At 76.7% G+C, this 26,866-nt stretch carries 26 protein-coding genes; 9 read left to right on the top strand and 17 right to left on the bottom strand.

The genetic code is table 11. From position 1 onward, the window contains the following. Nucleotides 1–8: 8 nt before the first annotated feature. On the bottom strand, nt 9–461 hold the full coding sequence (locus LUW75_RS20755) for a GNAT family N-acetyltransferase (protein WP_250337752.1): 453 nt from the start codon (nt 459–461) through the stop codon (nt 9–11). Between the two features lie 90 nt (nt 462–551). Between LUW75_RS20755 and LUW75_RS20750 the strand changes: the two genes are divergently transcribed. Beyond that, on the top strand, nt 552–1,157 hold the full coding sequence (locus tag LUW75_RS20750) for a DUF6461 domain-containing protein (protein ID WP_250336961.1): 606 nt from the start codon (nt 552–554) through the stop codon (nt 1,155–1,157). A 91-nt stretch (nt 1,158–1,248) separates the two neighbouring features. Next, entirely contained in the window at nt 1,249–1,455 is a 207-nt protein-coding gene (locus tag LUW75_RS20745; RefSeq protein WP_250336960.1) for a DUF1918 domain-containing protein, read from the top strand. Nucleotides 1,456–1,491: 36 nt separating this feature from the next. Here the strand turns inward: LUW75_RS20745 and LUW75_RS20740 are convergent, their stop codons facing one another. Beyond that, on the bottom strand, nt 1,492–2,802 hold the full coding sequence (locus LUW75_RS20740) for a glycoside hydrolase family 10-like protein (protein ID WP_250336959.1): 1,311 nt from the start codon (nt 2,800–2,802) through the stop codon (nt 1,492–1,494). 283 nt (nt 2,803–3,085) lie between these two features. On the opposite strand from LUW75_RS20740, the gene LUW75_RS20735 reads away from it, so the two are divergent. Next, a complete protein-coding gene (locus LUW75_RS20735; RefSeq protein ID WP_250336958.1) occupies nt 3,086–3,946 on the top strand; it encodes a 3-hydroxybutyryl-CoA dehydrogenase in 861 nt (286 codons plus the stop codon). A 351-nt stretch (nt 3,947–4,297) separates the two neighbouring features. Here LUW75_RS20735 and pheT read toward each other — a convergent pair whose 3' ends face one another. The 7 genes from pheT to infC form a co-directional block, all read right to left on the bottom strand. Next, entirely contained in the window at nt 4,298–6,826 is a 2,529-nt protein-coding gene (gene pheT / locus LUW75_RS20730; protein ID WP_250336957.1) for a phenylalanine--tRNA ligase subunit beta, read from the bottom strand. Then, nucleotides 6,826–7,953, bottom strand: a complete 1,128-nt coding sequence (pheS, locus tag LUW75_RS20725; protein ID WP_250336956.1) for a phenylalanine--tRNA ligase subunit alpha — start codon at nt 7,951–7,953, stop codon at nt 6,826–6,828. The genes pheT and pheS overlap by 1 nt, the downstream gene beginning before the upstream one ends. A 139-nt stretch (nt 7,954–8,092) precedes the next feature. After that, entirely contained in the window at nt 8,093–9,253 is a 1,161-nt protein-coding gene (locus LUW75_RS20720) for a sensor histidine kinase (RefSeq protein WP_250336955.1), read from the bottom strand. A gap of 54 nt (nt 9,254–9,307) precedes the next feature. Next, a complete protein-coding gene (locus LUW75_RS20715; protein WP_250336954.1) occupies nt 9,308–10,165 on the bottom strand; it encodes a TrmH family RNA methyltransferase in 858 nt (285 codons plus the stop codon). A 115-nt stretch (nt 10,166–10,280) separates the two neighbouring features. Then, nucleotides 10,281–10,667 (bottom strand): 50S ribosomal protein L20, encoded by a 387-nt coding sequence (gene rplT, locus LUW75_RS20710; protein WP_250336953.1) that lies wholly within the window; start codon nt 10,665–10,667, stop codon nt 10,281–10,283. Nucleotides 10,668–10,762: 95 nt separating this feature from the next. Continuing rightward, nucleotides 10,763–10,957 (bottom strand): 50S ribosomal protein L35, encoded by a 195-nt coding sequence (gene rpmI, locus LUW75_RS20705; protein WP_010476245.1) that lies wholly within the window; start codon nt 10,955–10,957, stop codon nt 10,763–10,765. Nucleotides 10,958–11,074: 117 nt separating this feature from the next. Then, a complete protein-coding gene (gene infC / locus LUW75_RS20700) occupies nt 11,075–11,761 on the bottom strand; it encodes a translation initiation factor IF-3 (RefSeq protein WP_250336952.1) in 687 nt (228 codons plus the stop codon). A gap of 295 nt (nt 11,762–12,056) precedes the next feature. On the opposite strand from infC, the gene LUW75_RS20695 reads away from it, so the two are divergent. Beyond that, on the top strand, nt 12,057–12,419 hold the full coding sequence (locus LUW75_RS20695) for a DUF1844 domain-containing protein (RefSeq protein WP_010476247.1): 363 nt from the start codon (nt 12,057–12,059) through the stop codon (nt 12,417–12,419). Between the two features lie 13 nt (nt 12,420–12,432). Here the strand turns inward: LUW75_RS20695 and LUW75_RS20690 are convergent, their stop codons facing one another. Genes LUW75_RS20690 through LUW75_RS20680 form a run of 3 tightly spaced genes read right to left on the bottom strand, consistent with a single transcriptional unit; the run spans nt 12,433 to nt 15,391 of the window. Beyond that, the gene (locus LUW75_RS20690) at nt 12,433–13,167 is read right to left on the bottom strand and encodes an SseB family protein (RefSeq protein ID WP_250336951.1); all 735 of its coding nucleotides are present in this window, start codon (nt 13,165–13,167) and stop codon (nt 12,433–12,435) included. 26 nt (nt 13,168–13,193) lie between these two features. After that, nucleotides 13,194–14,384: a type VII secretion-associated serine protease mycosin gene (gene mycP / locus LUW75_RS20685; RefSeq protein ID WP_250337751.1), complete on the bottom strand. Its 1,191-nt coding sequence runs from the start codon at nt 14,382–14,384 to the stop codon at nt 13,194–13,196. After that, nucleotides 14,381–15,391, bottom strand: coding sequence for a hypothetical protein (locus tag LUW75_RS20680; protein WP_250336950.1), 1,011 nt, complete (start codon nt 15,389–15,391; stop codon nt 14,381–14,383). Before LUW75_RS20680 ends, mycP begins: the two co-directional genes overlap by 4 nt. 756 nt (nt 15,392–16,147) lie before the next feature. Between LUW75_RS20680 and LUW75_RS20670 the strand changes: the two genes are divergently transcribed. Then, nucleotides 16,148–17,350 (top strand): amino acid deaminase/aldolase, encoded by a 1,203-nt coding sequence (locus LUW75_RS20670; protein ID WP_250336949.1) that lies wholly within the window; start codon nt 16,148–16,150, stop codon nt 17,348–17,350. Here the strand turns inward: LUW75_RS20670 and LUW75_RS20665 are convergent. Together LUW75_RS20665 and LUW75_RS20660 are read right to left on the bottom strand one after the other, a co-directional pair. Further along, the gene (locus LUW75_RS20665) at nt 17,320–18,267 is read right to left on the bottom strand and encodes a DUF2510 domain-containing protein (RefSeq protein WP_250336948.1); all 948 of its coding nucleotides are present in this window, start codon (nt 18,265–18,267) and stop codon (nt 17,320–17,322) included. The two genes, LUW75_RS20670 and LUW75_RS20665, sit on opposite strands and share 31 nt — an antisense overlap. A gap of 221 nt (nt 18,268–18,488) precedes the next feature. Beyond that, the gene (locus tag LUW75_RS20660; protein ID WP_250336947.1) at nt 18,489–19,391 is read right to left on the bottom strand and encodes a LysR family transcriptional regulator; all 903 of its coding nucleotides are present in this window, start codon (nt 19,389–19,391) and stop codon (nt 18,489–18,491) included. A gap of 70 nt (nt 19,392–19,461) precedes the next feature. Between LUW75_RS20660 and LUW75_RS20655 the strand changes: the two genes are divergently transcribed. Further along, nucleotides 19,462–20,616 carry a TDT family transporter gene (locus tag LUW75_RS20655; RefSeq protein ID WP_250336946.1) on the top strand — a complete coding sequence of 385 codons (1,155 nt, stop codon included), beginning with the start codon at nt 19,462–19,464 and terminating at the stop codon, nt 20,614–20,616. Here the strand turns inward: LUW75_RS20655 and LUW75_RS20650 are convergent. Further along, nucleotides 20,543–21,262, bottom strand: coding sequence for a helical backbone metal receptor (locus tag LUW75_RS20650; RefSeq protein ID WP_250337750.1), 720 nt, complete (start codon nt 21,260–21,262; stop codon nt 20,543–20,545). The two genes, LUW75_RS20655 and LUW75_RS20650, sit on opposite strands and share 74 nt — an antisense overlap. Further along, nucleotides 21,262–21,819 (bottom strand): helix-turn-helix domain-containing protein, encoded by a 558-nt coding sequence (locus LUW75_RS20645; protein WP_250336945.1) that lies wholly within the window; start codon nt 21,817–21,819, stop codon nt 21,262–21,264. Before LUW75_RS20645 ends, LUW75_RS20650 begins: the two co-directional genes overlap by 1 nt. 269 nt (nt 21,820–22,088) lie before the next feature. Here LUW75_RS20645 and LUW75_RS20640 point away from each other — a divergent pair, with 269 nt between their 5' ends. The 3 genes from LUW75_RS20640 to LUW75_RS20630 all read left to right on the top strand — a co-directional run bounded on the left by LUW75_RS20640 (nt 22,089) and on the right by LUW75_RS20630 (nt 26,152). Further along, nucleotides 22,089–23,021 carry a 5'-3' exonuclease gene (locus tag LUW75_RS20640; RefSeq protein WP_250336944.1) on the top strand — a complete coding sequence of 311 codons (933 nt, stop codon included), beginning with the start codon at nt 22,089–22,091 and terminating at the stop codon, nt 23,019–23,021. A gap of 48 nt (nt 23,022–23,069) precedes the next feature. Next, the gene (locus LUW75_RS20635) at nt 23,070–23,909 is read left to right on the top strand and encodes a siderophore-interacting protein (RefSeq protein WP_250337749.1); all 840 of its coding nucleotides are present in this window, start codon (nt 23,070–23,072) and stop codon (nt 23,907–23,909) included. Between the two features lie 1,130 nt (nt 23,910–25,039). Beyond that, entirely contained in the window at nt 25,040–26,152 is a 1,113-nt protein-coding gene (locus LUW75_RS20630) for a hypothetical protein (RefSeq protein ID WP_250336943.1), read from the top strand. Between the two features lie 55 nt (nt 26,153–26,207). Here the strand turns inward: LUW75_RS20630 and LUW75_RS20625 are convergent, their stop codons facing one another. Continuing rightward, nucleotides 26,208–26,858, bottom strand: a complete 651-nt coding sequence (locus LUW75_RS20625) for a MerR family transcriptional regulator (RefSeq protein WP_250336942.1) — start codon at nt 26,856–26,858, stop codon at nt 26,208–26,210. Between the last annotated feature and the right edge of the window lie 8 nt (nt 26,859–26,866).

The raw sequence follows: 26,866 nt of genomic DNA, 5'->3' as shown, positions 1-26,866 counted from the left end.
GGCTCAGGCTAGCCTGTGCCGTCGGGGCGGGCGTCCCGCGCCCCCGCCGGCCCGGGCCGCCGCCGCGGGTCCAGGGTCATCCACTCCCGGGGGTCCTCCAGGGGCGTGAAGCCGGCCTTCCCGTAGACGCCGTGGGCGTCCCGAGTGGCCAGTGCGACGCGGTTGACGCCGTACGGCGCGAGGTGGTCGCGGACGGCCGCGACCAGGGCGGTGCCGAGGCCCCCGCCGCGGGCGGCGGGGGCCACGTACACGTCGCAGAGCCAGGCGAACGTCGCGAGGTCGGTGACCACGCGCGCGTACGCGGCCATGGCGCCGCCCTCCTTCGCGTACGCCCCGAAGTTGAGCGAGCCGTCGATCGCGGCGTCCTGCTTCCCTCGGCTGCGGCCGAGCGCCCAGTACGTGTCGGTGGACAGCCACCGGTGGATCTGTGCGCGGTCGAGTCGATCAGGGTCGGTCGACATCTCATACGCATCGAAAGCGTTCGTCTCCTTCACGGTCGAATAGTCACAGAGAGAGCGCTTGTTGTCAGGGGCGGCTGCCACGATCGGGGCATGAACGCGACTGCCGCCGACTACCGCTGGCTCGGTGACCACTGCCCGGACCTGATCGAGGCCTACTGCGTGACGCTGGTGCGCGCGATCCCCCCGGAGGAGGCGCTCCGGCGCCTGCACGCGCGTGCGGACGGGCGGGTGGCGGGGATAGCCGCGCTGGTCGGGGCCGCGGCGGAAGCCTGGAAGGAGTCCGGTGGCGACCGGCACTTCCTGGGCCTGTGCGCGATCGACGGCTGGACGCTGATGGTGGAGCCGAACGGCTACCTGGGCAGCCTCGACGAGGCGGCGGCCCCCCTGTCGCGGGGCACCGAACTGGTCGCGCACTTCCGGAACGTGAACGCGGTGGACCACTTCAGCCGGTACGCGGACGGCGAGCCGCGGCTGCGCTTCGAGCCGCTCCTCCCGTACGCGCGGGGCGGTGCCGGGCCGGAGGGGGCGGTGGCGCTGATGCGGGAGGTCGGCTTCGACCCGTGCGACGACGGCGCGGACCCGGAGGTGGCGGCGGAGGCCGCGTTCGCCCTGGCGGAGCGGCTGACCGGGGTGCGGCTTACGCCGGAGCTGCTGGACGGGGCCGAGTTCCTCACCGGGTCGGCGCCCGGGTTCTGAGGACCGGCGGACGCGCTCCGGGTGACAGGGACCACACCTGCCGACGTAGACTCCCACGTACGGACAAATCGGCGCAAGGAGGTCACTCCCGATGGAAGCAACCGTGGGCGACAAGCTGCTGGTGCACGGCCGCGTGGTCGGCCGGCACGACCGTACGGCCGAGATCGTCGAGGTCCTGGGCGAGCACGGCCACCCGCCGTACCGCGTCCGCTTCGACGACGACGGGCACGAGGCCGTGATGTCCCCGGGCCCGGACGCCGTCGTGCGCCCCAAGGGGCGGTCCGGGGAAGGCGCCTGAGCGTCCCGCCGGGCTTCTCCCCGTCCCCCGCGCGCCTCACCACCCCGGGGGGTGGACCGGTGTCGGGTAGTGGTCGGCCACGACCCTGGCCATCGCCCCGATCCGGTCGGCGACCACGTCCCGGGCTCCGAAGAAGACGTGCCCCAGCACCTGGTCGTGGCCGCGGGCGAGGGTGAGGTGCCGGGACAGCTCCGCCGGGTCCTGCCACGGGGCGGGCGCCGCCGGGTCCCCGGCCCGGTAGAGGGCCTCCCCCACGTAGAGGTGGACGCCGGTGCCGCGCACCGTGTCGCTCCACCACGGCACGAGGGCGGCGTAGTCGGCGGCCCCGAATCCGATGTGCCAGTACAGCTGGGGGGCGACGTAGTCGATCCAGCCCTCCTTGACCCAGGTGCGGGTGTCGGCGTGCAGGTCGTCGTACGCCTGCAGGCCGCGCGTGTCGGAGCCGCGCGGGTCGGTGGTGGCGTTGCGCCAGATCCCGAAGGGGCTGATGCCGAACCCCGCCTCCGGCTTGACCTCCTTGATCCGCCGGGACGTCTCGTGGACCAGCAGGTCGACGTTGTTCCGTCGCCAGGCCGCCCGGTCGGGGAAGCCGCCGCCGTGCGCCTCGTAGGACGCGTCGTCCTCGAAGACCTGCCCGGCGACCGGGTAGGGGTAGAAGTAGTCGTCGAAGTGGACGGCGTCGATGTCGTAGCGGCGCACGGCGTCGAGCATCGCGTCCTGGACGAAGCGCCGGACCTGCGGCAGGCCCGGGTCGTAGTAGAGCCTCCCGCCGTGCGGGACGACCCAGTCCGGGTTGCGGCGCGCCGGGTGGCCCTCGGCCAGCCGCGAGAGGTCGGCGTGGGTGGCGACGCGGTACGGGTTGAACCAGGCGTGCAGCCGCAGGCCGCGCCGGTGGGCCTCCGCGACGGCGGTGCCGAGCGGGTCCCAGCCGGGATCCCGGCCCTGGACGCCGGTGAGGCACTGGGCCCACGGCTCGTACGGCGAGGGCCACAGGGCGTCGGCGGTCGGCCGCACCTGGAGGATCACCGTGTTGAGGCGGCGCTCCACGGCCCGGTCGAGCAGGGCGACCAGTTCGGCGCGCTGGTCGGCCGCGGGCAGTCCGGCCCGGGAGGGCCAGTCGCGGTTGGCGACCGTCGCCACCCACATGCCGCGGAACTCCTCCGTGCGCGCGCCGCCGCGCCGGGGCCCGCCGCCTCCGCCGCGCCGGGGTCCGCCCCCGCCGCCGCTTCTCCGGCCCGGTCCCGCCGCGCCGGCCGCGTCACCGGTGGCCAGCAGCGACGCCACCAGTCCCGCCGCTCCCGCGACCAGTCCGCGCCGCCCGACCCCGCCGCCGTCCCCGTGTCCCATGCGTCACCCCTGCCTTCCCGTCGGTGCCCGTCCGCTCCGGTCCCGGCCGGCCCCGGTCCTCGTGCGCCGCCGGGGTCGTTCCGGCCGCTGCGCACCCCGTGCGCCCCGAGGGGCGAAAGCGGGCGCTCCGGGCCGTACGGCCGTCCTCGCAGAGCATGCCCGGCCCGGAAGGTCGTCGATCCGCGCGAACGGAGTAACGTCGTGGGGTCGAGGCGGGGGTGCCGGAACCATACGGCCGCCCCGCCACCCGGAGATCAGCGAAAGGCACGAGGTGACGGACTCAATGGCCGACATTGCACGCGTCGGAGTGGTGGGCTGCGGTCAGATGGGAGCGGGCATCGCGGAGGTGTGCGCCCGCAGCGGCCTCGAGGTCAAGGTGGCCGAGACCACCGGCGAGGCGCTGGAGATCGGCCGCACCCGGCTGTACAACTCCCTCGACCGGGCCGCCCGGCGCGGCAAGATCAGCGAGGAGGAGCGCGACGCGGCGCTGACCCGGCTGAGCTTCACGACCGACCTCGGGGAGTTCGCCGACCGCGACCTGGTCATCGAGGCGGTGGTCGAGAACGAGCAGGTCAAGACGGAGATCTTCCAGGTCCTCGACCAGGTGGTGACCCGGGAGGACGCCATCTTGGCGTCCAACACCTCCTCCATCCCGCTGGTGAAGCTGGCCGTGGCGACGTCCCGTCCCGACCAGGTCATCGGCATCCACTTCTTCAACCCGGCTCCGGTCCAGCAGCTGGTCGAGCTGATCCCCGCGCTGACCACCTCGGAGAGCACGATCGGCCGGTCCCAGACCGTGGTCGAGAAGGTGCTCGGCAAGCACGCGATCCGGGCCCAGGACCGGTCCGGTTTCGTGGTGAACGCGCTGCTGATCCCGTACCTGCTGTCGGCGATCCGGATGTTCGAGTCGGGCATCGCCAGCCGTGAGGACATCGACAACGGCATGGAGATGGGCTGCGCCCACCCCATGGGTCCGCTGAGGCTGTCCGACCTGATCGGCCTCGACACGGTCGCCTCGGTCGCCGATTCGATGTACGCCGAGTACAAGGAGCCCCTGTACGCGGCTCCCCCGCTGCTCCAGCGCATGGTGGACGCGGGCCGCCTGGGCCGCAAGACGGGCTCCGGCTTCTACACGTACTCCTGAAGCCACCGCGCCCCGTCCGCCGGCGCGGCGCCCGGGACACCCTGCGTGCGCTTCCGGCCGGCGCCGTCGGGGCCGCGCCCGGCTCCGGGGGCGCCGCGCGGGGGCGGGCGGACGCGGTACGGGCCCGCTCCGCGCGCACGGGACTGCGGCGCCGCCCGCGGACGGCACCGACCGCCCCGCTCCGGCCGGGACGCCTCCGCCGGCCGCCCGGGCCCGCGGGGAGCGGCCGCCGGGCTCCCCGCCCGGACGGGTGGGGGGCCGCGCGAACGTCCCGGCGTCCTCGGCCGCGGGAAGAACGGGAGGGGCGCGCCCGGCGGTCCGGACGCGCCCCTCCGTGCGGGCGGCGGGGCGTCAGGCGCCGCGCAGCGCGGCCCCGGTGCGCTCGGCGGCGAGCGCCACGGCGGCGTCGCGGGCGGCCGTGGCCTCCTCGACGGTCAGCGTGCGGTCCCCGGCGCGGAACCGCAGCGCGTACGCCAGGGACTTGCGGCCCCCGCCGATCTGCTCGCCGGTGAACACGTCGAACAGCCGGATGGACTCCAGCAGCCCGCCCGCGCCCTCACGGAGGGCGCGCTCCACCTCGGCGGCCGGCACGTCCTCGTCGACGACCAGGGCGACGTCCTGCGTGGCCACCGGGAACACGGAGATCCGCGGGGCGGGCACGGGCCCGGTGGAGGCCCGCTCGACGAGGTCGAGGTCGAGTTCCATCGCGCAGGTCCGGTCGGGCAGGCCGAGCGCCTTGAGGACGCGCGGGTGCAGCTCGCCGGCGTGGCCCGCGGTCCGCTCGGCGCCGTCGGCGACGACGAGCAGCTCGGCGCAGCGGCCCGGGTGCCACGGGCCGTACCGGCCCCTGCGGACGGTCAGCTCGGCGCCGGCCTCGCGGGCGACGATGCGGGCGGCCTCGATCGCGTCGGCCCAGTCGGCCGGGCGGCCCCCGCCCCACCAGCCGGCCTGCTCGCGCGCTCCGGCGAGGGCCACGGCGACGTGCCGCGGCTGCTCGGGCAGGACCGCGTCGAGGCCGGCGAGCTCCTCGTCGGTGGGACGGCGGTCGGCGGGCGGCCGTACCGCGACGCCCGGCTCGGCGGCGGCGCGGAAGACCAGGCCGGTCTCGAAGAGGGCCAGGTCGTGGCTGCCGCGGCCGTCGTTGCGGCGCAGCGCGGCGAGGAGGCCGGGCAGCAGTGTGGTGCGCAGCGCGGGCTCCTCGTCGGAGAGCGGGTTGACGACCCGGACGACCCGGCGGGCGGGGTCGTCCGCCGGGAGGTCGAGCTGGTCGAGGACCTGCTCGCCGACGAACGGGTAGTTCAGCGCCTCGACGTACCCGGCGCCGGCCAGGGCGCGGCCCACGCGGCGGTGGGTGCGCTGGCGCTCGGTGAGCCCGCGGCCGGCGGGCGGCCTGGGCAGCGTGGAGGGGAGGTTCTCGTACCCCTCCAGCCGGATGACCTCCTCGGCGAGGTCGTTCGGCTCGCCCAGGTCGGGGCGCCAGGACGGGACGGTGACGACCAGCTCGTCCTGCCCGGCCACGTCGCAGCCGACCTCCTGGAGGCGGCGGACGACGGTCTCGCGGCCGTAGGCGACGCCCGCGACCCGGTCGGGGTGGTCGGCGCGCATGGCGATCGTGCGCGGGGCGCCCGGCGCGACGATCTCGGTGACGCCCGCCTCGGCCGTGCCGCCCGCGAGGAGGACCAGCAGGTCGACGGCGCGCTGCGCGGCGGCGGCCGTGGCCTGCGGGTCGACGCCCCGTTCGAACCGCTTGGACGCCTCGGAGGACAGCTTGTGGCGGCGGGCCGTACGGGCGACGGAGATCGCGTCGAAGTGCGCGGCCTCGACGACGACCTCGGTGGTGCCGCGGACCTGGCCCGTCCCCGGGTCGGCCCCGGCGTCGGCGATCTCGGTGTCGGCACCGCCCATGACGCCCGCGATGCCGATCGGGCCGCGGTCGTCGGTGATGACGAGGTCGGCCGGGTCGAGGGCGCGGACGGTGCCGTCGAGGGTGGTGATCTTCTCACCGGGCTCGGCGCGGCGCACCCCGATCGGGCCGTCGAGGCGGCTGCGGTCGTAGGCGTGGAGCGGCTGGCCCAGTTCGAGCATCACGTAGTTGGTGACGTCGACGGCCAGGGAGACCGGGCGCATGCCGGCCTTCTGGAGGCGGCGCTGCAGCCAGATCGGCGACCGGGCCTCGGGGTCGAGGCCGACGACGGTGCGCGCGGTGAAGCGCGGGCAGCCGACGGGGTCGGTGACCTGGACCGGGTGGCCGTACGAGTTCGGCGCGGGCACGTCCAGGAGCGCCGGGTCGCGCAGCGGCAGCCCGTACGCGATGGCCGTCTCGCGGGCGACGCCGCGCATCGACAGGCAGTAGCCGCGGTCGGGTGTGACGGCGATGTCGAGGACCTCGTCGTACAGCTCCAGCAGGGCGGTGGCGTCGGTGCCCACCTCGTGCTCGGGCGGCAGGACGACGATGCCCTTGGTGCCGTCGTCGCCCATGCCGAGCTCGTCGGAGGAGCAGATCATGCCGCGCGACATCCGGCCGTAGGTCTTGCGCTCGGCGATGCGGAAGTCGCCGGGCAGGACGGCGCCCGGGAGGGCGACGACGACCTTGTCGCCCCGGGTGAAGTTCCGCGCGCCGCAGACGATCTCCTGGGGCTCGCCGGTGCCGTTGGCCTGGCCGACGTCGACGGTGCAGAAGCGGATCGGCTTCTTGAACTCGGTCAGCTCCTCGACGGTGAGGACCCTGCCCACCACGAGGGGGCCGGTGAGGCCGGCGCCGAGCCGCTCGACGGTCTCGACCTCCAGGCCGGCCGAAACCAGCTTGGCCTGTACGTCGCGGCCGGTCTCCGTCGCCGGCAGGTCGACGTACTCCCGCAGCCACGAAAGCGGGACCCGCATCAGATCTCCATCCCGAACGGCCGGGTGAACCGGACGTCGCCCTCGACCATGTCTCGCATGTCCTCGACGTTGTGGCGGAACATCAGCATCCGCTCGATGCCGAACCCGAAGGCGAAGCCGCTGTACCTCTCCGGGTCGACGCCGCAGGCGACGAGCACCTTGGGGTTGACCATGCCGCAGCCGCCGAGCTCGATCCAGCCCTCGCTGCCGCAGGTGCGGCAGGGGTGCTCCGCGTCGCCGACGGACTCGCCCCGGCAGACGTAGCAGAGCATGTCCATCTCGGCGGAGGGCTCGGTGAACGGGAAGAAGTTCGGGCGGAGCCGCGTCTTCATGTCCGGCCCGAACAGCGCCCGGACCATGTGGTCGAGGGTGCCCTTGAGGTCGGCCATCGTGAGGCCCTCGTCGACGGCGAGGAGCTCGATCTGGTGGAAGACCGGGGTGTGCGTGGCGTCGAGCTCGTCGGTGCGGTAGACGCGGCCGGGGCAGACGACGTACACGGGCGGCTCGCGGTCGACGAGCGTGCGCGCCTGCACCGGCGAGGTGTGGGTGCGCAGCACGATGCCGGACTCGTCGTCGCGGGTGCCCCCGGGCCCCCGGACGAAGAAGGTGTCCTGCATCTGGCGGGCCGGGTGGTCGGGGACGAAGTTGAGGGCGTCGAAGTTGAACCACTCCGCCTCGGCTTCGGGGCCCTCGGCGACCTCGTAGCCCATGGAGACGAAGACGTCCGTGACGCGCTCCATGAGGGTGGTCAGCGGGTGCCGGGCGCCGGCCGGGGTGCGGTCGTGGGGGAGGGTGACGTCCACCGCCTCCTCGACCAGGACCCGGGCGTCGCGCTCGGCCTCCAGTTCGGCCTGGCGGGCGGCCAGGGCCTTGGACACCGCGCCGCGCGCCTGGCCGACGCGCTTGCCCGCCTCGGCCTTGGCCTGCGGGGGCAGGGCGCCGATCTCCCGGTTGGCGAGGGAGAGGGGTGAGGTGCCGCCCGTGTGGGCGACCTTCGCGTGCGCGAGTTCGTCGAGGTCGCCGGCGGCGGCGAAGGCGGCGAGCGCCTCGTCCCGCATGCGCTCGATCTCTTCCGGTTTCAGTGCCTCGACCTCGACTGGGTCGTACGACTTGTTGGGTGCCGACATCTCTTCCCGTGCTTCCGAATGGGCTGGCTGGAGCCCCCGCTCGACGACCGAGGACGCAAAGGTGCCAATGGCCGAGTCTAACGGGGGCGTGACTGTCTCGGACGGGCCCGTGGGCTCCACCGGGTCCGGACCGGCGGGATCAGATCCCACGGGTCAGGTACGTCGGGGCTCCCACGGGCAGGGTGAATCGGAACTCCGCGCCGCCCGCGGGGGCGCGGCCGACGGTGATGGTGCCGCCGTGGGCCTCGACGAGTCCCTTGACGATGTACAGGCCGAGGCCGGTGCCACCGCGGGTGCTCCCCCGCCAGAAGCGGGTGAAGACGCGGCCCATCGACTCCTCGGGGATACCGGGACCCTCGTCGCTCACGGTGACCGCCGTTCCCGTCTCGTCGTCCTGCGGACCGGTGGGCGCCACCTCGACGGTGACGGTCCCCTCGCCGTGCCGCACGGCGTTCTCCAGGAGGTTGCCGAGGATCTGGTCGACCTTGTCGGGATCGGCCCACAGCTCGGGCAGGGGGCGGCGGACGCGGACGAAGAAGCGGTCGGGCGGCTGCCCGCGGGCGGTGAGCCCCTGGACGTGGCGGCCGACCGCGGCGGCGACGTCGACGGGCTGGCGGCGCACCTCCAGCCGGCCGGAGTCGATGCGGGAGATGTCGAGCAGCTCCGTGATGAGCCGGGTGACGCGGTTGGCGTCGGCGTCGACGGTCTCCAGGATGAGCCGCTTCTGGTCGTCGGTGAACCGCTCCCACTTGGCGAGGAGGGTCTGGGTGAAGCCCCGGACGGAGGTCAGCGGGGAGCGCAGCTCGTGGGCGACGGTGGCGATCAGCTCGGCGTGGCTGCGCTCGTTGCGGCGGCGGGCCTCGGCGCCGCGGAGCGTGACCACGACGCGGCGGACCGGGCCGAGCGGCTCGTCCCTCACGTACCGGGCGGCGACGAGGACCTCCCGGCCGCCGGGCAGCAGCAGGTAGCGCTCGGGCTGGCCGGTGCGGATGGCGAGGCCGCCGTACGGGTCGGTCAGCGGCCACCAGCGGCGCCCCTTGAGGTCCTCCAGCGGGAGGGCCTCCTCCAGGGGGCGGCCGAGCGCCCGCTCGCGGGGGACGGCGGTGATCCGGGCGGCCTGGGCGTTGAAGCAGGCGATCCGGCCGTCGGCGTCGGCGACGACGAGTCCGTCGGGCATGTCGTCCGGGTCGCACTCCCGGACGGCGGGGGCGCCCGGGTCGCGCGCGGGGGCGCCGCGGCGGGCCGCCCGGCGCGTTAAGGCGCCGCGGTCCTCCGCGTGGCTGCTCGTGCCGAGCGTCATCCCCGTGTCCCCACCCTCAGTGTCGCGCGACGGGTCTCCGAGCCCGTCACCCTACTAGCTCGGGGTGACGCGGCGGCACCCTCCGGCCGCCCGCTGCGCCCGGGCGGAGGCGTAGAGGCACACGGCGGCGGCGGTCGCCAGGTTCAGGCTCTCGGCCTTGCCGTGGATGGGGACGCGGACGACGGCGTCCGCGAGGGCGCGGGTCTCCTCCGGAAGGCCCCAGGCCTCGTTGCCGAAGATCCACGCGGTGGGGCCGCCCATGGTGCCCGCGTCGAGCTCGGCGTCGAGGTCGTCGGCGCCGGCGCCGTCGGCGGCGAGGACGCGGGCCCCGGCGGCCTTCAGGCCGGCGACGGCCTGCCGGACGGGAACGCCGACGGCGACCGGCAGGTGGAAGAGGGAGCCGACGGAGGCGCGGACGGACTTGGGGTTGTACAGGTCGACGGAGGCGTCGGTGAGGACGACGGCGTCGGCGCCGGCCGCGTCGGCGCAGCGCAGGACGGTGCCGGCGTTGCCGGGGTCGCGTACGTGGGCCAGGACGGCGACCAGCCGGGGGCGGGCCGCCAGGACCGCCTCGAACGGCGAGTCGAGGAAGCCGCAGACGCCGACGATGCCCTGCGGGGTGACGGTCTGGGAGATCTCGGCGAGGACGGCGTCGGAGGCGTGGTGGACGCGGGCCCCGGCGGCGCGGGCGGCGTCGACGATGGCGGCGTACCGGGTGGCCGCCTCGGCGGTGGTGAAGAGCTCGCGCAGCGTCGGCTCGCCGTCCGGCCCCCGGTGCCCGGCGGCCTCGCGGACGGCCTGCGGCCCCTCGGCGATGAACCGGCGCTCCTTGCTCCGGAAGTTCCGCTTGGCGAGGCGCCGCGCAGCGGCGACGCGCGGGGAACGCGGGGAGATCAGCTCGGGGGTTCCCATGGTGCTCGGCGGCTCTTTCTGACTGCGGGGTCGGGGTCGTGGCGGGACGGCGAACGCGCCGGACCCGCAGGCTCGGGGCCTGCGGGTCCGGTCGGAAGAACGGCGGCCCGGGGGATCAGGCGGCGGCCTTCGGTGCGTTGACGTCGCTCGGGAGGGCCTTCTGGGCGACCTCGACGAGGGCGGCGAACGCGGTGGCGTCGTTGACCGCGAGCTCGGCCAGGATCTTGCGGTCGACCTCGACGTTGGCGGCCTTCAGACCCTGGATGAAGCGGTTGTACGTGATGCCGTTGGCGCGGGCGGCGGCGTTGATGCGCTGGATCCACAGCTGGCGGAAGTCGCCCTTGCGCTTCCTGCGGTCGTTGTAGTTGTAGACCAGCGAGTGGGTGACCTGCTCCTTCGCCTTGCGGTACAGGCGGGAGCGCTGGCCGCGGTAACCGCTGGCCTGCTCGAGGATCGCACGGCGCTTCTTGTGAGCGTTGACTGCGCGCTTGACGCGTGCCACTTGTTGACTCCTTGTAGCGGGGCCGCGGGAACGGTCACACGGCCCGGAAACGAATGGGTCCCGGCTTCCGGGGGCTTCGGATCAGGTGATCGGGGTCAGATGCCCAGCATCTTCTTGATCTTGGCGCTGTCACCCGGGGCCATCTCGGCGTTGCCGGTGAGGCGGCGCGTCAGCTTGGACGACTTGTGCTCGAGCAGGTGGCGCTTGCCGGCGCGCTCGCGGAGCACCTTGCCCGAGCCGGTGATCTTGAAGCGCTTCTTGGCACCGCTGTGCGTCTTGTTCTTCGGCATAGCGCCGTCATCTCCTCGTCAGTGGCGCTCCCAGCCGGTCCGGGGACCGGCGCGCGGGAGCGTCAGGTGGATCGGTTTCGGGTCCCGGGCGGGATGCCCCGGACACGGCCTTGCGGGCTACTCGGCGGACGGATCCGCCTGGGCGGGCTGGCCCTGGCGCTCCGCCTTGCGGGCGGCCTGCGCCTCGCGGGCCTCGGCCATGGCCTCGGTCTTCTTCTTGTGCGGACCGAGAACCATGATCATGTTGCGGCCGTCCTGCTTCGGGTTCGACTCGACGAAACCGAGGTCCTGGACGTCCTCCGCGAGCCGCTGCAGGAGCCGGTAGCCGAGCTCCGGCCGGGACTGCTCGCGTCCGCGGAACATGATCGTGATCTTGACCTTGTCGCCCTGCTTGAGGAACCGGACGACGTGACCCTTCTTGGTGTCGTAGTCGTGCGGGTCGATCTTCGGCCGGAGCTTCATCTCCTTGATGACCGTGTGCGCCTGGTTCTTGCGCGCCTCACGGGCCTTCATGGCCGACTCGTACTTGAACTTGCCGTAGTCCATGAGCTTGCACACGGGCGGACGGGCGTTCGCCGCGACCTCGACCAGGTCGAGGTCGTACTCCTGGGCAAGCTCCAGGGCCTTGGCGAGCGGAACGATTCCGACCTGCTCGCCGCTGGGACCGACAAGTCGCACCTCGGGAACGCGAATCCGGTCGTTGATGCGGGGCTCGGCGCTGATGGATCCTCCTCGGTAGCACCACGCGACCGCCTGGCGGACGGACGCGTAACGTCTGTTCTGAGACCAACCGCGCCGGTGCATGAAAAATGCCCCGGACGGGACACAGGCGGGGCTCCTGGCGATACCGGAGCACCGCCACGGCGTGCCGCGGGGCGCTGTACTCGGGCGGGTCCATCGTCCGTACGGAACGATGGGCGCCGCCTGACCGGTGACCCGCCGCCCCGGGGGGTGGCCAGGTGGGAGACGGAGCCTCCACTTGTGGGCCGGAACTCATCGGTTCCGGCCGGTCGTCACACCAGGCTACCAGCTGCCCGCCGGTGGACCCAACCGGGCCGGCGGGGCCGGGCGGGTGGCGCGACCGCCTATCGTGTGGGGCATGAGTGACGCCACGCCCAGCGAACCCGGCCCCGACTTCGCCGCCATGACCCGCGACATCGCGGAGGTCCCCGCGGTGGAGGTGATCGTCACGGTCGCGGTGAACCTGATGAGCGCCGCGGCCGTGAAGCTCGGGCTGACCGAGGAGGGCGACGCGCACAAGGACCTCGACGAGGCCCGCAAGCTGGTGCACGCCCTGGCGGGTCTGCTGGACGCGAGTGCGACGGAGATCAGCTCCTTCCACGCGGCGCCGCTGCGGGACGGGCTGAAGTCCCTGCAGCTGGCGTTCCGCGAGGCGTCGCTGGTGCCGGACGAGCCGGGCCGGGGGCCGGGCGAGAAGTACACCGGCCCGGTCTTCGGCTGATCCGGCCCCTCCCCTACCCCCTCGCGTAGAAGGGCTCGCCCGGCGGGGCGGCCCCGGCCGGCAGCACCGCCAGGTCGAGGCCCCGCACCAGGCGGGCCCTCAGCGTCCCGTCCGCCGCCAGGGCCGTCGCCACGCGGCGCGCGGCCTCCGCCGGGACCGCGTCGGGGGCGAGGACCAGGGCGAGCGTGCCGTCCGCGCCGCCGCCCCGCCGGAGGTGCGCGCGCAGCACCGCCGGCTCGGCGGCGACGACCGCGCGCACGGCGGCGGTGACGGCGGGGTCCGCGAGGGGGTCGGTGCCGGTGCGGCCCTCGGCGAGGGCGAGCAGCGCCCGGCCGGTCAGCTCGTACGGCACCGGGCCCGCCAGGTCGAGGAGGAGCGTGTCGGCCTTCTCGTGGGCGGCCGCCTGGAGCGCCCGGTGGAGCGGTACGGCGACGGGGCGGGCCGCCGGGTCCCAGCGGGCCAGCGCGTCGGCGGAGGTGAAGGCGGGCAGTGCGCGGCGGTCGCCCGCGGTGAGCGTGGGCACGGCCATGTCGCTGGTCTTCTCGCGGCGCAGGCCGTTCCCGTCCTCCTCGACCTCGCCGAGGAGGGCGACGACGGGGACGAGGAGCCGGGCCCCCTTCAGCGCCTCCAGCACGCGCGGCTCGGCGCCGCGGTCCTCGGCCCAGGCCGCGAGGGCCTCGGCGAGCCGGGGGTCGGCGGAGCCGTCGTCGTCGGGGAAACCGGGGTCGGGGATGTCCTTGAGCGCCACGCGCCGAGCCTATCCGGGCGGCCTGCTCACCCCGTGCGGCGCCCTCCGCGCCACAGCGCGGCGGCGGTCGCCACCAGCAGCACGCCGGCTCCGCCCGCGACCGGGGCGAGGAGGCCGACGGGTTCCCCCGGCTCGGGGTCGCGGCGCGGGCCGGGCCCGAAGTACCGGCGGTCGTAGCCGGCGGCGGCCGCCTTGAGGTCGGCGGGACGGAGCGCGGCGCCCGCCTCGATCGCGGCGGCCGGGTCGACCGTCCCGTACCCCTTGTGGTCGTCGCGGCCCTCCTGGGGGCCGTCGCGCGCGGTGTCGACGAGCAGCTTCCTGATCTGGGAGGGCGTGAGGCCGGGGTGGGCGGCGCGGACGAGGGCGACGGCGCCGGAGACGAACGCCGCGGCCGCGCTGGTGCCCCAGCCCTCGTAGTACCTGCGGTCGGGGTCGGCGATGACCACGTCGACGCCGGGCGCGCTGACCGCGGCGTACCAGCGGCTGGTCGAGAACGGGGCGGGGGCGCCGTAGCGGTCGACGGCGGTCACGGCGATCACGCCCGGGTAGGCGGCGGGGTAGGAGACGCGGTCGCCTTTCTCGCCGCCGTTGCCGGCGGAGGCGACGACGACGGCCCCCTTGGCCAGGGCGTACTGGACGGCGGCGTCCTCGGCGGCCTCGGGGTGGGCGGACTCGCTGTCGTCGCCGAGGGAGAGGTTGATCACGTCGGCGCCCTGGTCGGCGGCCCAGCGGATGCCCTGGGCCAGGGCGCCGCCGCGGGTCTGGCGGGCGCGGGCGCGCGCCCCGTCGGAGCCTTCGAGGATGACCCGGACGGGGAGGATCCTGGCCTCGGGGGCGACTCCGACGACTCCGTCGCCGTTGCCCGGACCGTGTCCGTGGCCCGCGATGATGCCGGCCATGGCGGTGCCGTGGCGGGCCCAGGCCCGGTCGCCGCGCCGGGCGCCGAAGCCGACGAGGTCCCTGCCGGGAAGGACGTTGCCGACGAGGTCGGGGTGGGTCCCGTCCACCCCGGTGTCGAGGACGGCGACGGTGACGCCCTCGCCCCTGGTGGTGTCCCAGGCCCGCTCGGCGTTGATCGCCTCGTTGCCCCACTGGCGGGCGCGGATGCCGTCCGCGCGGGCCGGGGCCGCGGGGAGGAGCGCGAGGGCGGCGGCGGTGAGGGCGGCGAGGAGCAGCCGGGCGGTGCCCGCCGTGCCGGCGGTGCGGGCGTGCCTCACCGCTCCCCCTTCCCCGCGGGTCCCCCGACCGCTCCGGCGACCGCCGCGCGCAGGGCCCGCTCCGTCCGGTCGGCGAGGCCGCGCGCCTCGTGGCCGAGCCCGGCCTGCGCGGGGGCGGTGGTCCGGCCCTCGGCCGTCGCCTGCCGGGCGGGCTCGGGCCGGGGCACGGGGCGGCCGTCCGCGAAGCCCGAGACGCCGTACACGACCACGGGGACCTCGGTGAGGACGTTGACGTGCCAGCTGGCCCGCTGGGCGTCGCCGAACCCGGCGGCGACGGTGCCGGGGGCGGCGAACGCGGGGGGTATGAGGTCGGGGCTCCTGTCGAGGCCGCCGTCGGTGAAGCGGGCGCGCAGGGCGGTCATGCCGGCGGCGTCGCCCTCCGTGAAGACCAGGCCGACGGTGGTGACGCTGCTGGAGGTCGCGTCGGTGTAGGTGGCGCGGAGCACGCGCAGGCAACCGGCGGGTGCGAGGGCGGCGGCGAGCCGCGGCCGGAGCACGGCGGCGCAAGGCGCGTCGGGTGCGACGGCGACCCGCGTCCAGGAGCGGTCCGCCCCGCCCGGGCCTGCGTCCGCGCCTTCGAGGACGCGGGGGAAGAGCGAGTCGACGGGGACGCTGTGCCAGAGCGCGGCGGCCTCGGTGTAGGGCGTGCGGCCGGGCGCGCCGCCGGGGTCCCGGAGCACCCAGGTCCCGGCGGCCGACCCGGCGACGAGCCCGATCCCGAGGACGAGGCAGGCGACGGCCGCCGCGGTCCGCGCGGAGCGGCGCGGGGCGGGGACGGGCCGCAGCCGCACGGTCGTCTCGCGGGACGTCTCGGGCGGGACGGCCCAGTACGCCGGCGGGTACGGCGCCGGGGCCGCGGCGGGGGGCCGCGCGGCGGGCAGGGGCCGGCCGCCGGGCTCCGCGCGGCGCGGGTCGGGCAGGGCGGGCGCCCCGCCCCCGAGCGGCGGGTCGGCGGGGGCCGGGAGGGCGGCGCCCGGTGGGACCGGGGCGGCGGGCTCCCGCGGCACCGGACCGGGAGCGGACGGCCGTCGGGGGCGGGCGCCCGGTCGCCGTCGCGGACCCGGTCCCGGGCGGCGGCCGGGCGCCCCGCGGGGGCGGTGGAGCCACCGGGCCGCGGCGCCGGTGCGGGGGCGGCCGGCTGGTGCGGCTCGCCTCCGGGGGCCGGGCGGGCGCTCGTGCCCGGGACCGCGGCCGCGCCCTCTCGCCGGGCGGGCGGGGCGGCCGGGGGCCGGGCGGGCGCCCCGCCCCCGGCCGGCGTCCGGTCGGCACCGGCGGGTCCGGGTACCGTGCCGCCGGACACGCCCGGGGCCGCCGGGGTGCCGGGCCCGGGCGGGCGGGGGCCGCCGCCGGGCACCGCATCCGCGGGCGTGCGGGCGGGGGGGCCGGGAAGGCGCCGCGGCGGCGTCCCGGGGCGGGGAGCCGGCGGGCGGGGGCACCGGGCGGCGGGGGTCCCCGCCCCGCCCGTCCTCCGTCCGGGCCGGGCGGGCCGGGGCGGAGCGGGGAGGAACGGGGAGGGGGCGGGTCGCGGTCCCCTCCGGGGAGTCGGGCCGGGGGCCGGGCGCCGTGCCTCGGTGCTCATCCGCCTCCCCTCGTGCTCGTACCGGTGACGCCGTCGGAGCAGGCCCGTTCCGGCGTGTAGGCGTCACTCTAAAGGCTGCCGGCGGGCCCGGGGGAACACGGCCGCACCTCGGGGCGGATCTGACCGGAACGTCCCGCCCACAGCCCCCTACCCACCGGTAACAGGGCCTGGCACCCTCTGGTCCATGACTCCCCACGCCACCGATCGCACCCGTTACGACCGGGCCGTCGCACACCTCGGTGCTCCGCTCGCCGTCGTCGACCTGGACGCCTTCGACGCCAATGCCGGCGACCTCGTCCACCGCGCCGGGGGCAAGCCGGTCCGGGTCGCGAGCAAGTCGCTGCGCTGCCGCGCGCTGCTGGAGCGGGTGCTGGCGCGGCCCGGCTTCGCGGGGGTGATGTCGTTCACCCTGGACGAGTCGCTGTGGCTGGCGCGGGCCGGCTTCGACGACGTGCTGCTGGCGTACCCGTCCGCGGACCGCGCCGGCTTCGCGGAACTGGCCGCCGACGCCCGCCTCGCGCGCGCCGTCGCGGTGACGGTGGACGACCCGGCGCAGCTGGACCTCATCGAGGCGGCGCGCGGGGGCGGCCGGGAGGAGCTGCGGATCTGCCTGGAGCTGGACGTGTCGCTGCGGCTGCTCGGCGGGCGCGTACGCGTCGGCGCGCTGCGGTCGCCGCTGCGGGAGCCGGCCGAACTGGCGGATCTCGCCCGCTCCGTGGCGCGCCGGCCCGGATTCCGGCTGGTGGGGCTGATGGCGTACGAGGGGCACGTGGCGGGGGTCGGCGACGCGGTGGCGGGCCGGCCGCTGCGGTCGCGGGCGGTGCGGCTGATGCAGTCGGTGGCGCGGCGGGAGCTGGCGGAGCGGCGGGCGGCCGTGGTGGCGGCCGTGCGGGCCGTGGCACCGGACCTGGAGTTCGTGAACGGCGGGGGCACCGGGAGCGTGCAGCACACGGCGGCCGAGGAGGCGGTGACGGAGGTCGCGGCGGGGTCGGGGCTGTACGTGCCCCGGCTGTTCGACCACTACACGTCGTTCAGCGGCCGGCCCGCCGCCCTGTTCGCGCAGCCGGTGGTGCGCCGGCCGGGCGTGGGCGTCGTGACGGTGCTGGGCGGCGGGTACCCCGCGTCGGGCGCGCCGGGCCGCGACCGGCTGCCGGTGCCGTACCTGCCGGAAGGACTGCGGTACGACCCGATGGAGGGGGCGGGCGAGGTGCAGACGCCGCTGCTGGGCCCGACCGCCGACGACCTGCTGATCGGCGACAAGGTGTGGTTCCGGCACGCCAAGGCGGGGGAGCTGTGCGAGCGGTTCGACCGGCTGCACCTGATCGAGGGCGAGCGGGTGACGGCGGCCGTGCCCACCTACCGGGGCGAGGGGCGGACGTTCCTGTAGGCCCCGGGCCGGCCGCCGTCCCCGGGGGCGAGGCTGCTTCCCACGCCGCCGGTCGCGGGGCCGTCGAGGGGGCGGATCCCCCGGGTGATCTCGTCCATGACGGAGAGCGGCGGCCCGTCCGGCCCGGCGTCGAAGGCGAACCGCACGGCGACGGGCTGCTCGGCGCCGCCGGGCGACGGGAAGACCAGCGACTGGACGTGGCCGCCGGGACCCCTGCCCGTGGTGGCGCGCCAGCGGACGAGGTAGCCGGTGCGGCCCGCGACGACGGTCTCGCGGGCGGCGACGACCCGGTGGCCGGTGACGCCGCCGTACGGCCTGCCGTCGAGGGCGTCCTCCCCGTACAGCTGCTCGGCGGCCTGCGCGACGTCCGCCTCGGCCATCGCCCGGTGGGTGGGGGCGGCGGAGGCGAGCGTGCGGGACAGGACGCGGCCGGGGTGGCAGGGGCGGGTGCCGTCGGGGCACCGGTGGTCGCCGGCCGTGACCATGGCCGGGGCCTGGTCGATGCCGGGCTCGGCCTTCTCCCAGCCCTTCGGCAGGGGCAGGCCGACGCCGTTGAGCTGGTCGACCAGGAGGGCGCCGCCCTCGGCCGGGGCGGCGGACGGCCCGGCCGCCGGGCCGGACGCGGACGGTGCGGGGACGGACGGGGCGGCGGCCCCCGGGGAGGGCGGCGGGGCGGTCGGGGTCTCCCCGCCGGGGCGGAGGAGGACCGCGGCGGACGCGACCGCCGCCACGGCGAGCGCCGCGACGGCGACCCGGGCGGGCCGGCCGCCGAACCGCTTCGGGGGGACGACGACCGCCGCGGGCGGCGGGCCGTCCGCGGGGCGGGTGTGCCCGCTCCACTCCGTACCGTCCCACCAGCGCTCCACCGCGGGCGCCGCCGGGTCGGGGTACCAGCCCGGCGATGTCGTCATGCTCATGACGTCAGGGTAGTCGGCACCCGGAGCGGGGTGGTGGGGGCGCCGGGCCGGTGCCCGCCCGTCCCCGGCCGGCGCGGCACGGGCCGTTCCGGTGCGGGAGGCGCGGGAGGAGGGCCGGCGCCGGGCCTCGGCGGTGCGGGTACGACGGGGGCCGGCGCGGGAAGCGCGGCGGCGCGGGGGACGCGGCAGGCGCGGAGCCGGGAGAGCGGGACCCGCGGGGCTCAGCGGGTCCGCGACAGGGACAGCAGGTCCCGCGCCGGACCCGTGGGGCGGGGACCGGTCGGCCACACGGCGCGCAGGGCGCGGCGCAGGTCGACGCCCTCGACCGGGACCTCCACCAGGCGACGGGACGCCAGTTCCTCGGTGACCGCCAGTTCGCTGAGGACGGCCGGCCCGGCACCGCTCACGGCGGCCGCCTTCGCCGCCGTCGTCGACGCCAGTTCCATCAGCGGCGCCGCGAGCCCCCCGTGCGCGGCCAGCGCCGAGTCGAGGACCTGCCGCGTCCCCGAGCCGTACTCGCGCAGCACCAGCGGCGTCCCGGCCAGTTCCGCGGGCGCGACCGCGGCCCGGCGCCGGGCCCAGCGGTGCGACGGCGCCGTGACGACCACCAGCCGGTCGCGGGCGACGACCACGCCGTCCAGCCCGTCCGGCACGGCGAGGCCCTCCACGTACCCGAGGTCCGCGTCCCCCGCGAGCAGCAGGGCGGCGACGGCGGCGGAGTTGCCCGCCCGCAGCGACACGGCCGTGCCGGGCCGCTCGGCGCGCAGGGCGACGAGCCAGCCGGGCAGCAGGTACTCGGCGATGGTCATCGAGGCGGCGACGCGCAGCCGGGAGTCGCGGCGGTCCCGCAGCGCCTGGGCCCCCGCGTCGAACGCCTCCGCCGCCTCCACCACGCGCCGCGCCCAGTCGGTGACGAGCGCCCCCGCCTCGGTGAGCCGGGAGCCCCGGGGCGACCGGTCGACGAGGGCCACGCCCAGGCGCCGCTCCATGGAGCGGATGCGGCCGCTGGCGGCGGGCTGCGTGATGCCGACCTCGCGGGCCGCCCGGCCGAGGCTGCCGTGTCGCGCGACGGCGAGCAGCAGCTCCAGGGATCCGAGGTCGGGCACGCGATGGGAGAGGGTCATAAAACCAGCTTATGGGTTCATAGAGACAAGACCCCTGGTCGGGGGGGTTCCGTCCGGGGAGGGTGGGTCCATGGCCACCGCCGTCCGCCCCCAGCCCCGTCCCCGGCTCCCGCTCCGCACCCGCCCGCGCCCGCGCCCGCGCGCCGTCGGCGTGCGGCACCTGGGCCCCAACTTCTACGCCGCCGTCATGGGCACCGGGATCCTCGGCACCGCGGGGGCCGGCCTGCCCCTGCGCCCGCCGGGTCTGCGCACGGCCTGTACGGCGCTGTGGGCCCTGGCGCTGCTGGCGCTGGCCGTGCTGCTGGGCGCCCGGGCCGTGCACTGGGCGCGCCACCGCGACCAGGCGCGGGCACACCTGCTGGACCCGGCGGTCGCGCCGTTCTACGGCTGTCTGTCGATGGCGCTGACCTCGGTCGGCGGCGGAACGCTGCTCCTGGGGAGGGACCGGCTCGGCGAGGGGCCGGCGGTGGCCCTGTCGGCCGCGCTGTGGGTGTCGGGGACGGTGGCCGGCCTGGTGGTGGCGGTGGGCGTCCCGTACCTGATGGTGGTGCGGCACCGCGTCGAGGCGCCGTCGCCGCTGTGGCTGCTGCCGGTGGTCGCGCCGATGGTGTCGGCGGCCACCGGGCCGCCGCTGGCGCCGTACCTCCCGGAGGGGCAGGCGCGGGCGACGCTGCTCGCCGGCTGCCACGGCATGTTCGGGATGAGTCTGCTGGCGACGCTGCTGATCCTGCCGCCGGTCTTCAGCCGGCTGGTGACGGCCGGTCCTCCCCCGGACGCGGCGGTGCCGGCGCTGCTGCTGGTCCTGGGGCCGCTGGGCCAGTCGGTGACCGCGGCGGGCGCCCTCGCGGACGCGGCGCCGGGCGTGCCGTACGCGCGGGGGCTCGCCGTGGCGTACGGACTGCCGGTGGCGGGGTTCGCGCTGCTGTGGCTGGCGCTGGCCGGGGCGCTGGTGGTGCGGGCCCGGCGGCGCGGGATGCGCTTCGCGATGACGTGGTGGGCGTTCACCTTCCCCGTCGGGACGTGCGTGACGGGCACGGCGGCGCTGGCCCGGCACACGGGTCTGGCGGCGCTCGGCGGGACGGCGGTGGCGCTCTACGCCCTGCTGGCCGCCGGGTGGCTGGCGGCGGCGTCGGGGACGGTGCGCGGCCTGGTCAACGGATCGCTGCTCGCAGGGCCCGCCCCAGTACCCGGGGCGCATGGACGAGGGACGGCCCGTACCAGGTGAGGTGCCGGCCGTCGACGAGCGCGGCGGGCAGGCCGCCGAACGCCTCGGGCCCGTCGTCGGCGGTGAACCGGTACGGCTCGTCGGGCAGGACGACCAGGTCGGCGCCGCCGGCGCGCAGTTCGTCGAGCGGGACGCGCGGGTAGCGCTCGGGATGGTCCGCGTACACGTTGGCGACGCCGAGGCGGGCGAGGAGGTCGCCGGCGAACGTGTCGCGACCGAGCACCATCCAGGGCCGCCGCCAGATCGGCACGACCGCCGCGCGGGGCGGCCCGTCCGGGGTGAGCGCGGCCCAGGCGGCCTCGGCCTCGTCGAGCCAGCGGGGCCTGGAGGGGACGCCGCAGGCGCGCAGGACCCGGTCCAGCTCGCGCAGCGCCTGCTCCAGGCCGCGGACCTCGGTGACCAGGACGTCGAGGCCGGCGGAGCGCAGGGCGGCCAGGTCGCCGGGACGGTTCTCCTCCTCGTTGGCGACGACGAGGTCGGGGCGGAGCGCGGTGATCGCGGAGACGTCCGGGTTCTTCGTGCCGCCGATCCGGGGCGCTTCGAGGCCCGCCGGACGGGTGCACCAGTCGGTGCGGCCGACCAGGGCCCCGGGCGCGGTCACGGCGACGGCCTCGGTGAGGGACGGCACCAGGGAGACGACGCGGATCACCGCTCCGCCGCCTCCATGTGGGGCGCCACCGACACGGCCAGGACGCGTGTGCCGGGCCCGGAGGCACGCCAGCGGTGGCGGACCCCGCCGGACAGGTAGAGCGTGTCGCCGCGCTCCAGCCGGTACGCGCGGCCCTCGGCCTCCACCTCGACGGTGCCGTCGGCGACGTACAGCAGGGCGTCGTTGCGGAGGACCAGCTCGCGGCCGGCGTCGTGCTCGCCGGTGAACTCGTCGGCGTGCATCTGGTGCTCGCCGCGCACCAGCGCGCGGACGCCGGCCGGGGCGCCCGGGTCGTCGGCGCACGCCGCGGCCCGTACGACGTCGACCGTGCGGGCGGCGTCGCCCGCGTCGAGCAGCTCGACGGCGGTGGTCTTCAGCGCGTCGGCGATGCACTCCAGGGAGCGCGTGCTGGGGCGGGCGCGCTCGTTCTCGATCTGGCTGAGAAAGGGCACGGACAGGCCGCTGCGCTCGGCCACGGCGGCGAGGGTCAACGACAGCGCCCTGCGCCTCCTGCGCACGGCCGCGCCGACCCGCGGTGTCTCCTTGTCGTCCATGTCTTCCCTCCCTTCCCTCCTCTCCCGACAACCTTACGCAGCGCGAGTACCCCCCGAGTAGCGCAAACGGCCGAAGCGTTGCGCCGGCCATCCGGCCGGGGGCGCGGCCGGGAGCGCGCGATGCCGCACCCGGGCGGGAGGCGGCACCCGGGCTCCCCCGGCGCGGTCCCGCGGCCCCGTCAGCGGCCGGCCGGGCCCCGCGCCGGCCCGCCCGGCGGCGGCCTCCCGGCGGTTCCGGGCGCGGCGGTTCGGCGTGCGATCCTGACCGCATGCCGACCCCAGCCAGCAGGTGTCTCCTGCTCGACACCCCCTCCCTGTACTTCCGGGCCCACTTCGGGGTTCCCGACTCGGTGCGCGCTCCGGACGGCACGCCGGTGAACGCCGTGCGCGGCCTGCTGGACTTCATCGCCCGGCTGGTGGTCGACCACCGCCCGGACACCCTCGTGGCCTGCATGGACGCCGACTGGCGGCCGGCCTGGCGGGTGGAGCTGATCCCCTCGTACAAGGCGCACCGGGTCGCCGCGGAGACGGGTCCCGGTACACCGGACGAGGAGGAGGTGCCGGACACGCTGGCGCCGCAGGTCCCGGTGATCGAGGCGGTGCTGGACGCGGTGGGCGTCGCGCGCGTGGGCGTCGCCGGGTACGAGGCGGACGACGTGATCGGCACGCTCGCGGGCCGGGCGGCCGGGCCGGTGGACATCGTCACGGGCGACCGGGACCTGTTCCAGCTGGTGGACGACGCGCGCGGGGTGCGGGTGCTGTACCCGGTCAAGGGCGTGGGCACGCTCCAGGTGGTGGACGGGGAGTGGTTGCGCGGCAAGTACGGCGTGGACGGCCCGGGGTACGCGGACTTCGCCACGCTGCGGGGCGACCCGAGCGACGGGCTGCCGGGGGTGCCCGGCGTCGGTGAGAAGACCGCCGCGAAGCTGCTGGAGTCCTTCGGGGACCTGGCGGGGGTCGTCGCCGCGGTGGACGACCCGGCGTCGGGGCTGACCCCGGCGCAGCGGCGGCGTCTGGACGGGGCGCGGGAGTACCTGGCGGTCGCGCCGAAGGTGGTGCGGGTCGCGGACGACGTTCCGCTGCCGCCCTTCGATCCGGCGCTGCCGGCCGGCCCGAAGGATCCGCAGGCGCTGCGCGCTTTGGCGGAAAGGTGGCGCCTGGGCGGGTCGTTGGAGCGCCTGCTCGCCGCCCTCCCCCGATGAAGTGTTAGCTTAGGCATGCCTAAGAAACCACTCTCCGGGGAGTACGCCGTGGCGGATGAGCCGTCCCGCAGGACACCGAAGGCCCACGAGGCACAGGTGGTGCGCACGGAGCGGATCGCTCCGCACATGGTGCGGATCGTGCTCGGCGGCGAGGGACTGGACTCCTTCGCCACCAGCGGCCTCACCGACCACTACGTCAAGATCCTGTTCCCTCCGGAGGGTGTGACGTACCCCGAGCCGTTCGACCTGGAGCGGATCCGCGAGGAACTGCCGCGCGACCGGTGGCCGGCGCAGCGCACGTACACGGTGCGCGCCTGGGACCCGGTCGGGCGGGAGCTGACGATCGACTTCGTGGTGCACGGCGACGAGGGGCTGGCCGGGCCGTGGGCGGCACGGGCGCGGGTCGGCGAGACGGTCCGGTTCATCGGTCCGGGCGGCGGGTACGCGCCGGACCCGGAGGCCGACTGGCATCTGCTGGCGGGGGACGAGAGCGCCCTGCCCGCGATCGCGGCGGCGCTGGAGGCACTGCCGGACGGCGCCGTGGCGCACGCGTTCATCGAGGTGGACGGGGCGGAGGACGAGCTGAAGATCGACGCCCCGGCCGGTGCGGAGGTCCGCTGGCTGCCGCGCCGCGGCCGTCCGGTCGGCGAGGCGCTGGTCGAGGCCGTGCGGGACCTGGACTTCCCCGGGGGCGCCGTCCACGCGTTCGTCCACGGCGAGGCCGGCGCGGTGCGGGAACTTCGCCGGTACCTGCGCAGGGACCGCGGCGTCCCGCTGGAGCGCCTGTCGATCTCGGGCTACTGGCGCCTGGGTCAGTCGGACGAGGCGTGGCGCGCGGTCAAGCGCGAGTGGAACGCCCAGGTGGAGCGCGAGGAGCGGTCCTCGTAGGGAACCGGTCCGCCGTGCCCGCCGACCGGTGGGCACGGCGGGGGCCGTCGGTCCGTGCGCGGCCGACGCGCGTGCCCGCACCCCGCGGGCTTTCCGCCGGTCCGCCGGCGGGCACCGGGGCGCCGCATCCTCCGGAGCTTTCGCACCCGGCGCCCGGCGGTGCCCCCGGCGGAGAAGGCGGGCGGGGAGTTCCGCCTCCCGGTGTCCCGCCCGCGCGAAGGGGGCGTGATCCGGCCGGAACCACGCCCGTCGGCATGCGCACGGCCGCCGGCACGGGTACGGCCGCCGGCCCACACACCCATCGGCACGAGCACGCCCACCGGCACGAGCGCGACCGCCGACCCGCGCACCCACCGGCACGAGCAGGCCGCCGGGCACGAGCGGTCGCACCTGGCAGTGCGGTCGCCGGGCCGTTGGCGGGCACACCGTCGGAGGGGCGTCCGGGACCGAAACCGTACGCGGACCGGTGGCCGCCCTTCGCCGTGTCGCAACCGTCGCGGGCACCGGGTCCGCCCGGCGCCGGGGCCGCTCGCGTGCTCCCCCGCCGCCCGGACGCGAGTCCCCGTGCGGCCCGGGCGGCGGGGGGCGGTTACCCCGTCCGCCCTTCCCGGATGGCGCAGTCGTCGGGTCCGCCCGTTACTTGAAGCAGACCGCGCGCCGGGTCGGCGCACGACGACCGACACGGTGTGCGCCTCACCGGAGTCCGGCGAACGGAGCCACGCCATGACAACCGAAGACCCCACCACCCCTGCGACTGGGGCGGCTCCCTCCCGGGAGCAGGCGTCCGGCATCCGGGTCCCGACCGGGGCCCCCACCGTCCCGGCCGCCGTCCCCGCGAACGCCGCCCACGACGGGGCGACGCGCTCCGGCACCCCGCACCCCGAGGCGGCGGACGCCGAGGCCGCGGGGACCGCGGCGGCCGGGACGGTGCCCGCGGACGGCGCGTTCCCGCAGGGGCCGGCCGCCCGGGCCGCGCGCGCGGACGGCGTACCCGCGGACGGTTCGGCCCCCACCGCCCGGACGAGCGGCACGTACACCCCGGGGCCCGTCGCGGTCGGCTCCGCGCACCCCGGCAGCGTACGGACCGCGGCCGGCGAGGACGCGCCCGCGGCCCCCCGGACGCCGAGGCGGTGCGTACGGGAACCATGCCGGTCGACACGGACGCGCACCCCGCCGACGCGCACCCCGCCGACACCGTGCCGGACGACGGCACCGTGCCTGACGACGGCGCGTCCCCCGGCCCCTCCGGCTCCGGCACGGCGGTCGACGCCGCGCTCGCCGACGCCGCGCTCGCCGAGACCTCGGGCACGGGCGCGGACAGCGGGGACGGTGAGGACGACGAGGACGACGAGGACGGCGACGAGCGCATACGGACGCTGATCTGGACGGCGGCCACGTACCGTCCGCTGGAGGAGGTCGCCGCGCTGGTGACCCAGCTCAAGCACACCAAGGCCGTCGACAGCCCCGCGGACGAGGCGCTGCGCGCGGCCGCGGTGGCCCGGCCCCTGGAAGAGGTCCGGCGGCTGGTCGCCATGTTGAACGAGGCCGGCCACACCCTCGACGAGAACGACACGACGCTCCGCGCCGCGGCGGTCGGCAGGCCGGTCGAGGACGTCGTCCAGCTGGTGAGCATCCTCGGCACCGGCGACGGCCGGGAACCGTCGCGGCCGGCCGCGGCCCCGTCCGGACCCCCGGACACGGGCACGGCGGGCGGCGCCCAGCCGGTGCCGGAGGACCCCAGGGTCCGCCCGCCCCGTTCCCTCTCCACCGCGACGGCGGCCACGGCCCCGGGAAGGGAGGGGCCTGTCAGGGTCCTCACCCCCGAGTCGGTCGGCGAGGGCGCCGTCCCGGCCTCCCGGTCCGCGCTCCGCTGGCCCGCCGCGGCCGCCCTGTTCGCCTGCGGCGTCCTCCACCTGCCCGCCGACTTCGCGGCCCTGTGGTCCGGAGGGTACGCACACGCCATGGCCCTCGTCGTCGCCGTGCTGTGCCTGGTGCTCGGCGAGTGGCTGATCGTCCGGGACACCGTGCGCGTCTGGGGGTCCGCGGCCGCCCTGTCCATCGGCGTCGTGGCGCTGCACGGGATGGCGGGCAGCAGCGGGGTCGACCTCCTGCGGAGCAGCCTCGGCCACTCGTGGGCCTGGTCGGGCACCGCCGCGGTGACGTGCGCGATGCTGACGGCCCTCCTGGCCGGACCGGCGCTGCTGCGCCGGCAGAGGGAGGCCGAGACGGCCGACGGCGCCTGAGGCCCGGCGGCGCGGAGCGCCCCCGCCGAGGAGCGGGGGCGCCCCGCGCCGCCGCTCACTCCCCCGCGGCCGGGCGGTCCCTGCCGTGGGCGCGGGCCGAGGCGTCGACCTGGGCGAGGCGCCGCAGCGAGGTGAGGACCGCGTCGCCCAGGACCGTGCCGACCACGACGCTCTCGACCAGGTCCTCCCGGGCCGCCTTCCGCGCCACGTACGCCATGTCCGCGGCGGCGATCCGCTCCACCGCCCCCGCGTACGCGTCCAGCGCCGCCTCCGAGAACCGCTCGTGCCCCAGCCGGTTGAACGCCGCCAGCGCGTCGGCCAGGGACCGGACCGCCGGGTTGCCCTCCTCCACGCGCCACCCGCGACGGGCGATCAGCTCCGCGGCCTGCCTGCGGGCGGCCTCCCGCGCCGCGTCGTCCGGCCCGACCGCGCGCGGCGCGATGCGGTCGTGCGCCGCGCCGAGCACCTCGTGCACCGGGCGCCCCGGGTCCCCGACGGCCTCCAGTACGTCGCGGACGGCCGCCACCGAGAGCCCGCCCACCTCGACGAGCGCCCGCACGAGCCGCAGTCTGCGGACGTGCGACCCGTCGTACCGGGCCTGGTTGGGGCTGCTCAGCTCCCCGGCGGGCAGCAGGCCCTCCCGCACGTAGTACTTGATCGTGGGTACCGGGACCCCGGTCCTGCGGCTCAGCTCGCCCACGCGCACGCCGGCCC

Origin of the sequence: Streptomyces sp. MRC013, from assembly GCF_023614235.1 — a bacterium.
Lineage (GTDB): Bacteria > Actinomycetota > Actinomycetes > Streptomycetales > Streptomycetaceae > Streptomyces.
The sequence above is the reverse complement of the archived record's forward strand: the minus strand, read 5'-3'. Positions and strand labels throughout refer to the sequence as shown.

What these genes read in the sequence shown, in the direction of transcription:
- LUW75_RS20670 (WP_250336949.1), top strand. Translation starts at nt 16,148, where the DNA reads ATGACTCCCCACGCCACCGATCGCACCCGTTACGACCGGGCCGTCGCA.
- LUW75_RS20695 (WP_010476247.1), top strand. Translation starts at nt 12,057, where the DNA reads ATGAGTGACGCCACGCCCAGCGAACCCGGCCCCGACTTCGCCGCCATG.
- LUW75_RS20755 (WP_250337752.1), bottom strand. Translation starts at nt 461, where the DNA reads ATGTCGACCGACCCTGATCGACTCGACCGCGCACAGATCCACCGGTGG.
- pheT (WP_250336957.1), bottom strand. Translation starts at nt 6,826, where the DNA reads ATGCGGGTCCCGCTTTCGTGGCTGCGGGAGTACGTCGACCTGCCGGCG.
- LUW75_RS20735 (WP_250336958.1), top strand. Translation starts at nt 3,086, where the DNA reads ATGGCCGACATTGCACGCGTCGGAGTGGTGGGCTGCGGTCAGATGGGA.
- LUW75_RS20720 (WP_250336955.1), bottom strand. Translation starts at nt 9,253, where the DNA reads ATGACGCTCGGCACGAGCAGCCACGCGGAGGACCGCGGCGCCTTAACG.
- LUW75_RS20655 (WP_250336946.1), top strand. Translation starts at nt 19,462, where the DNA reads ATGGCCACCGCCGTCCGCCCCCAGCCCCGTCCCCGGCTCCCGCTCCGC.
- LUW75_RS20745 (WP_250336960.1), top strand. Translation starts at nt 1,249, where the DNA reads ATGGAAGCAACCGTGGGCGACAAGCTGCTGGTGCACGGCCGCGTGGTC.
- LUW75_RS20715 (WP_250336954.1), bottom strand. Translation starts at nt 10,165, where the DNA reads ATGGGAACCCCCGAGCTGATCTCCCCGCGTTCCCCGCGCGTCGCCGCT.
- rpmI (WP_010476245.1), bottom strand. Translation starts at nt 10,957, where the DNA reads ATGCCGAAGAACAAGACGCACAGCGGTGCCAAGAAGCGCTTCAAGATC.
- infC (WP_250336952.1), bottom strand. Translation starts at nt 11,761, where the DNA reads ATGCACCGGCGCGGTTGGTCTCAGAACAGACGTTACGCGTCCGTCCGC.
- LUW75_RS20645 (WP_250336945.1), bottom strand. Translation starts at nt 21,819, where the DNA reads ATGGACGACAAGGAGACACCGCGGGTCGGCGCGGCCGTGCGCAGGAGG.
- LUW75_RS20750 (WP_250336961.1), top strand. Translation starts at nt 552, where the DNA reads ATGAACGCGACTGCCGCCGACTACCGCTGGCTCGGTGACCACTGCCCG.
- pheS (WP_250336956.1), bottom strand. Translation starts at nt 7,953, where the DNA reads ATGTCGGCACCCAACAAGTCGTACGACCCAGTCGAGGTCGAGGCACTG.
- LUW75_RS20665 (WP_250336948.1), bottom strand. Translation starts at nt 18,267, where the DNA reads ATGAGCATGACGACATCGCCGGGCTGGTACCCCGACCCGGCGGCGCCC.
- LUW75_RS20640 (WP_250336944.1), top strand. Translation starts at nt 22,089, where the DNA reads ATGCCGACCCCAGCCAGCAGGTGTCTCCTGCTCGACACCCCCTCCCTG.
- LUW75_RS20660 (WP_250336947.1), bottom strand. Translation starts at nt 19,391, where the DNA reads ATGACCCTCTCCCATCGCGTGCCCGACCTCGGATCCCTGGAGCTGCTG.
- LUW75_RS20740 (WP_250336959.1), bottom strand. Translation starts at nt 2,802, where the DNA reads ATGGGACACGGGGACGGCGGCGGGGTCGGGCGGCGCGGACTGGTCGCG.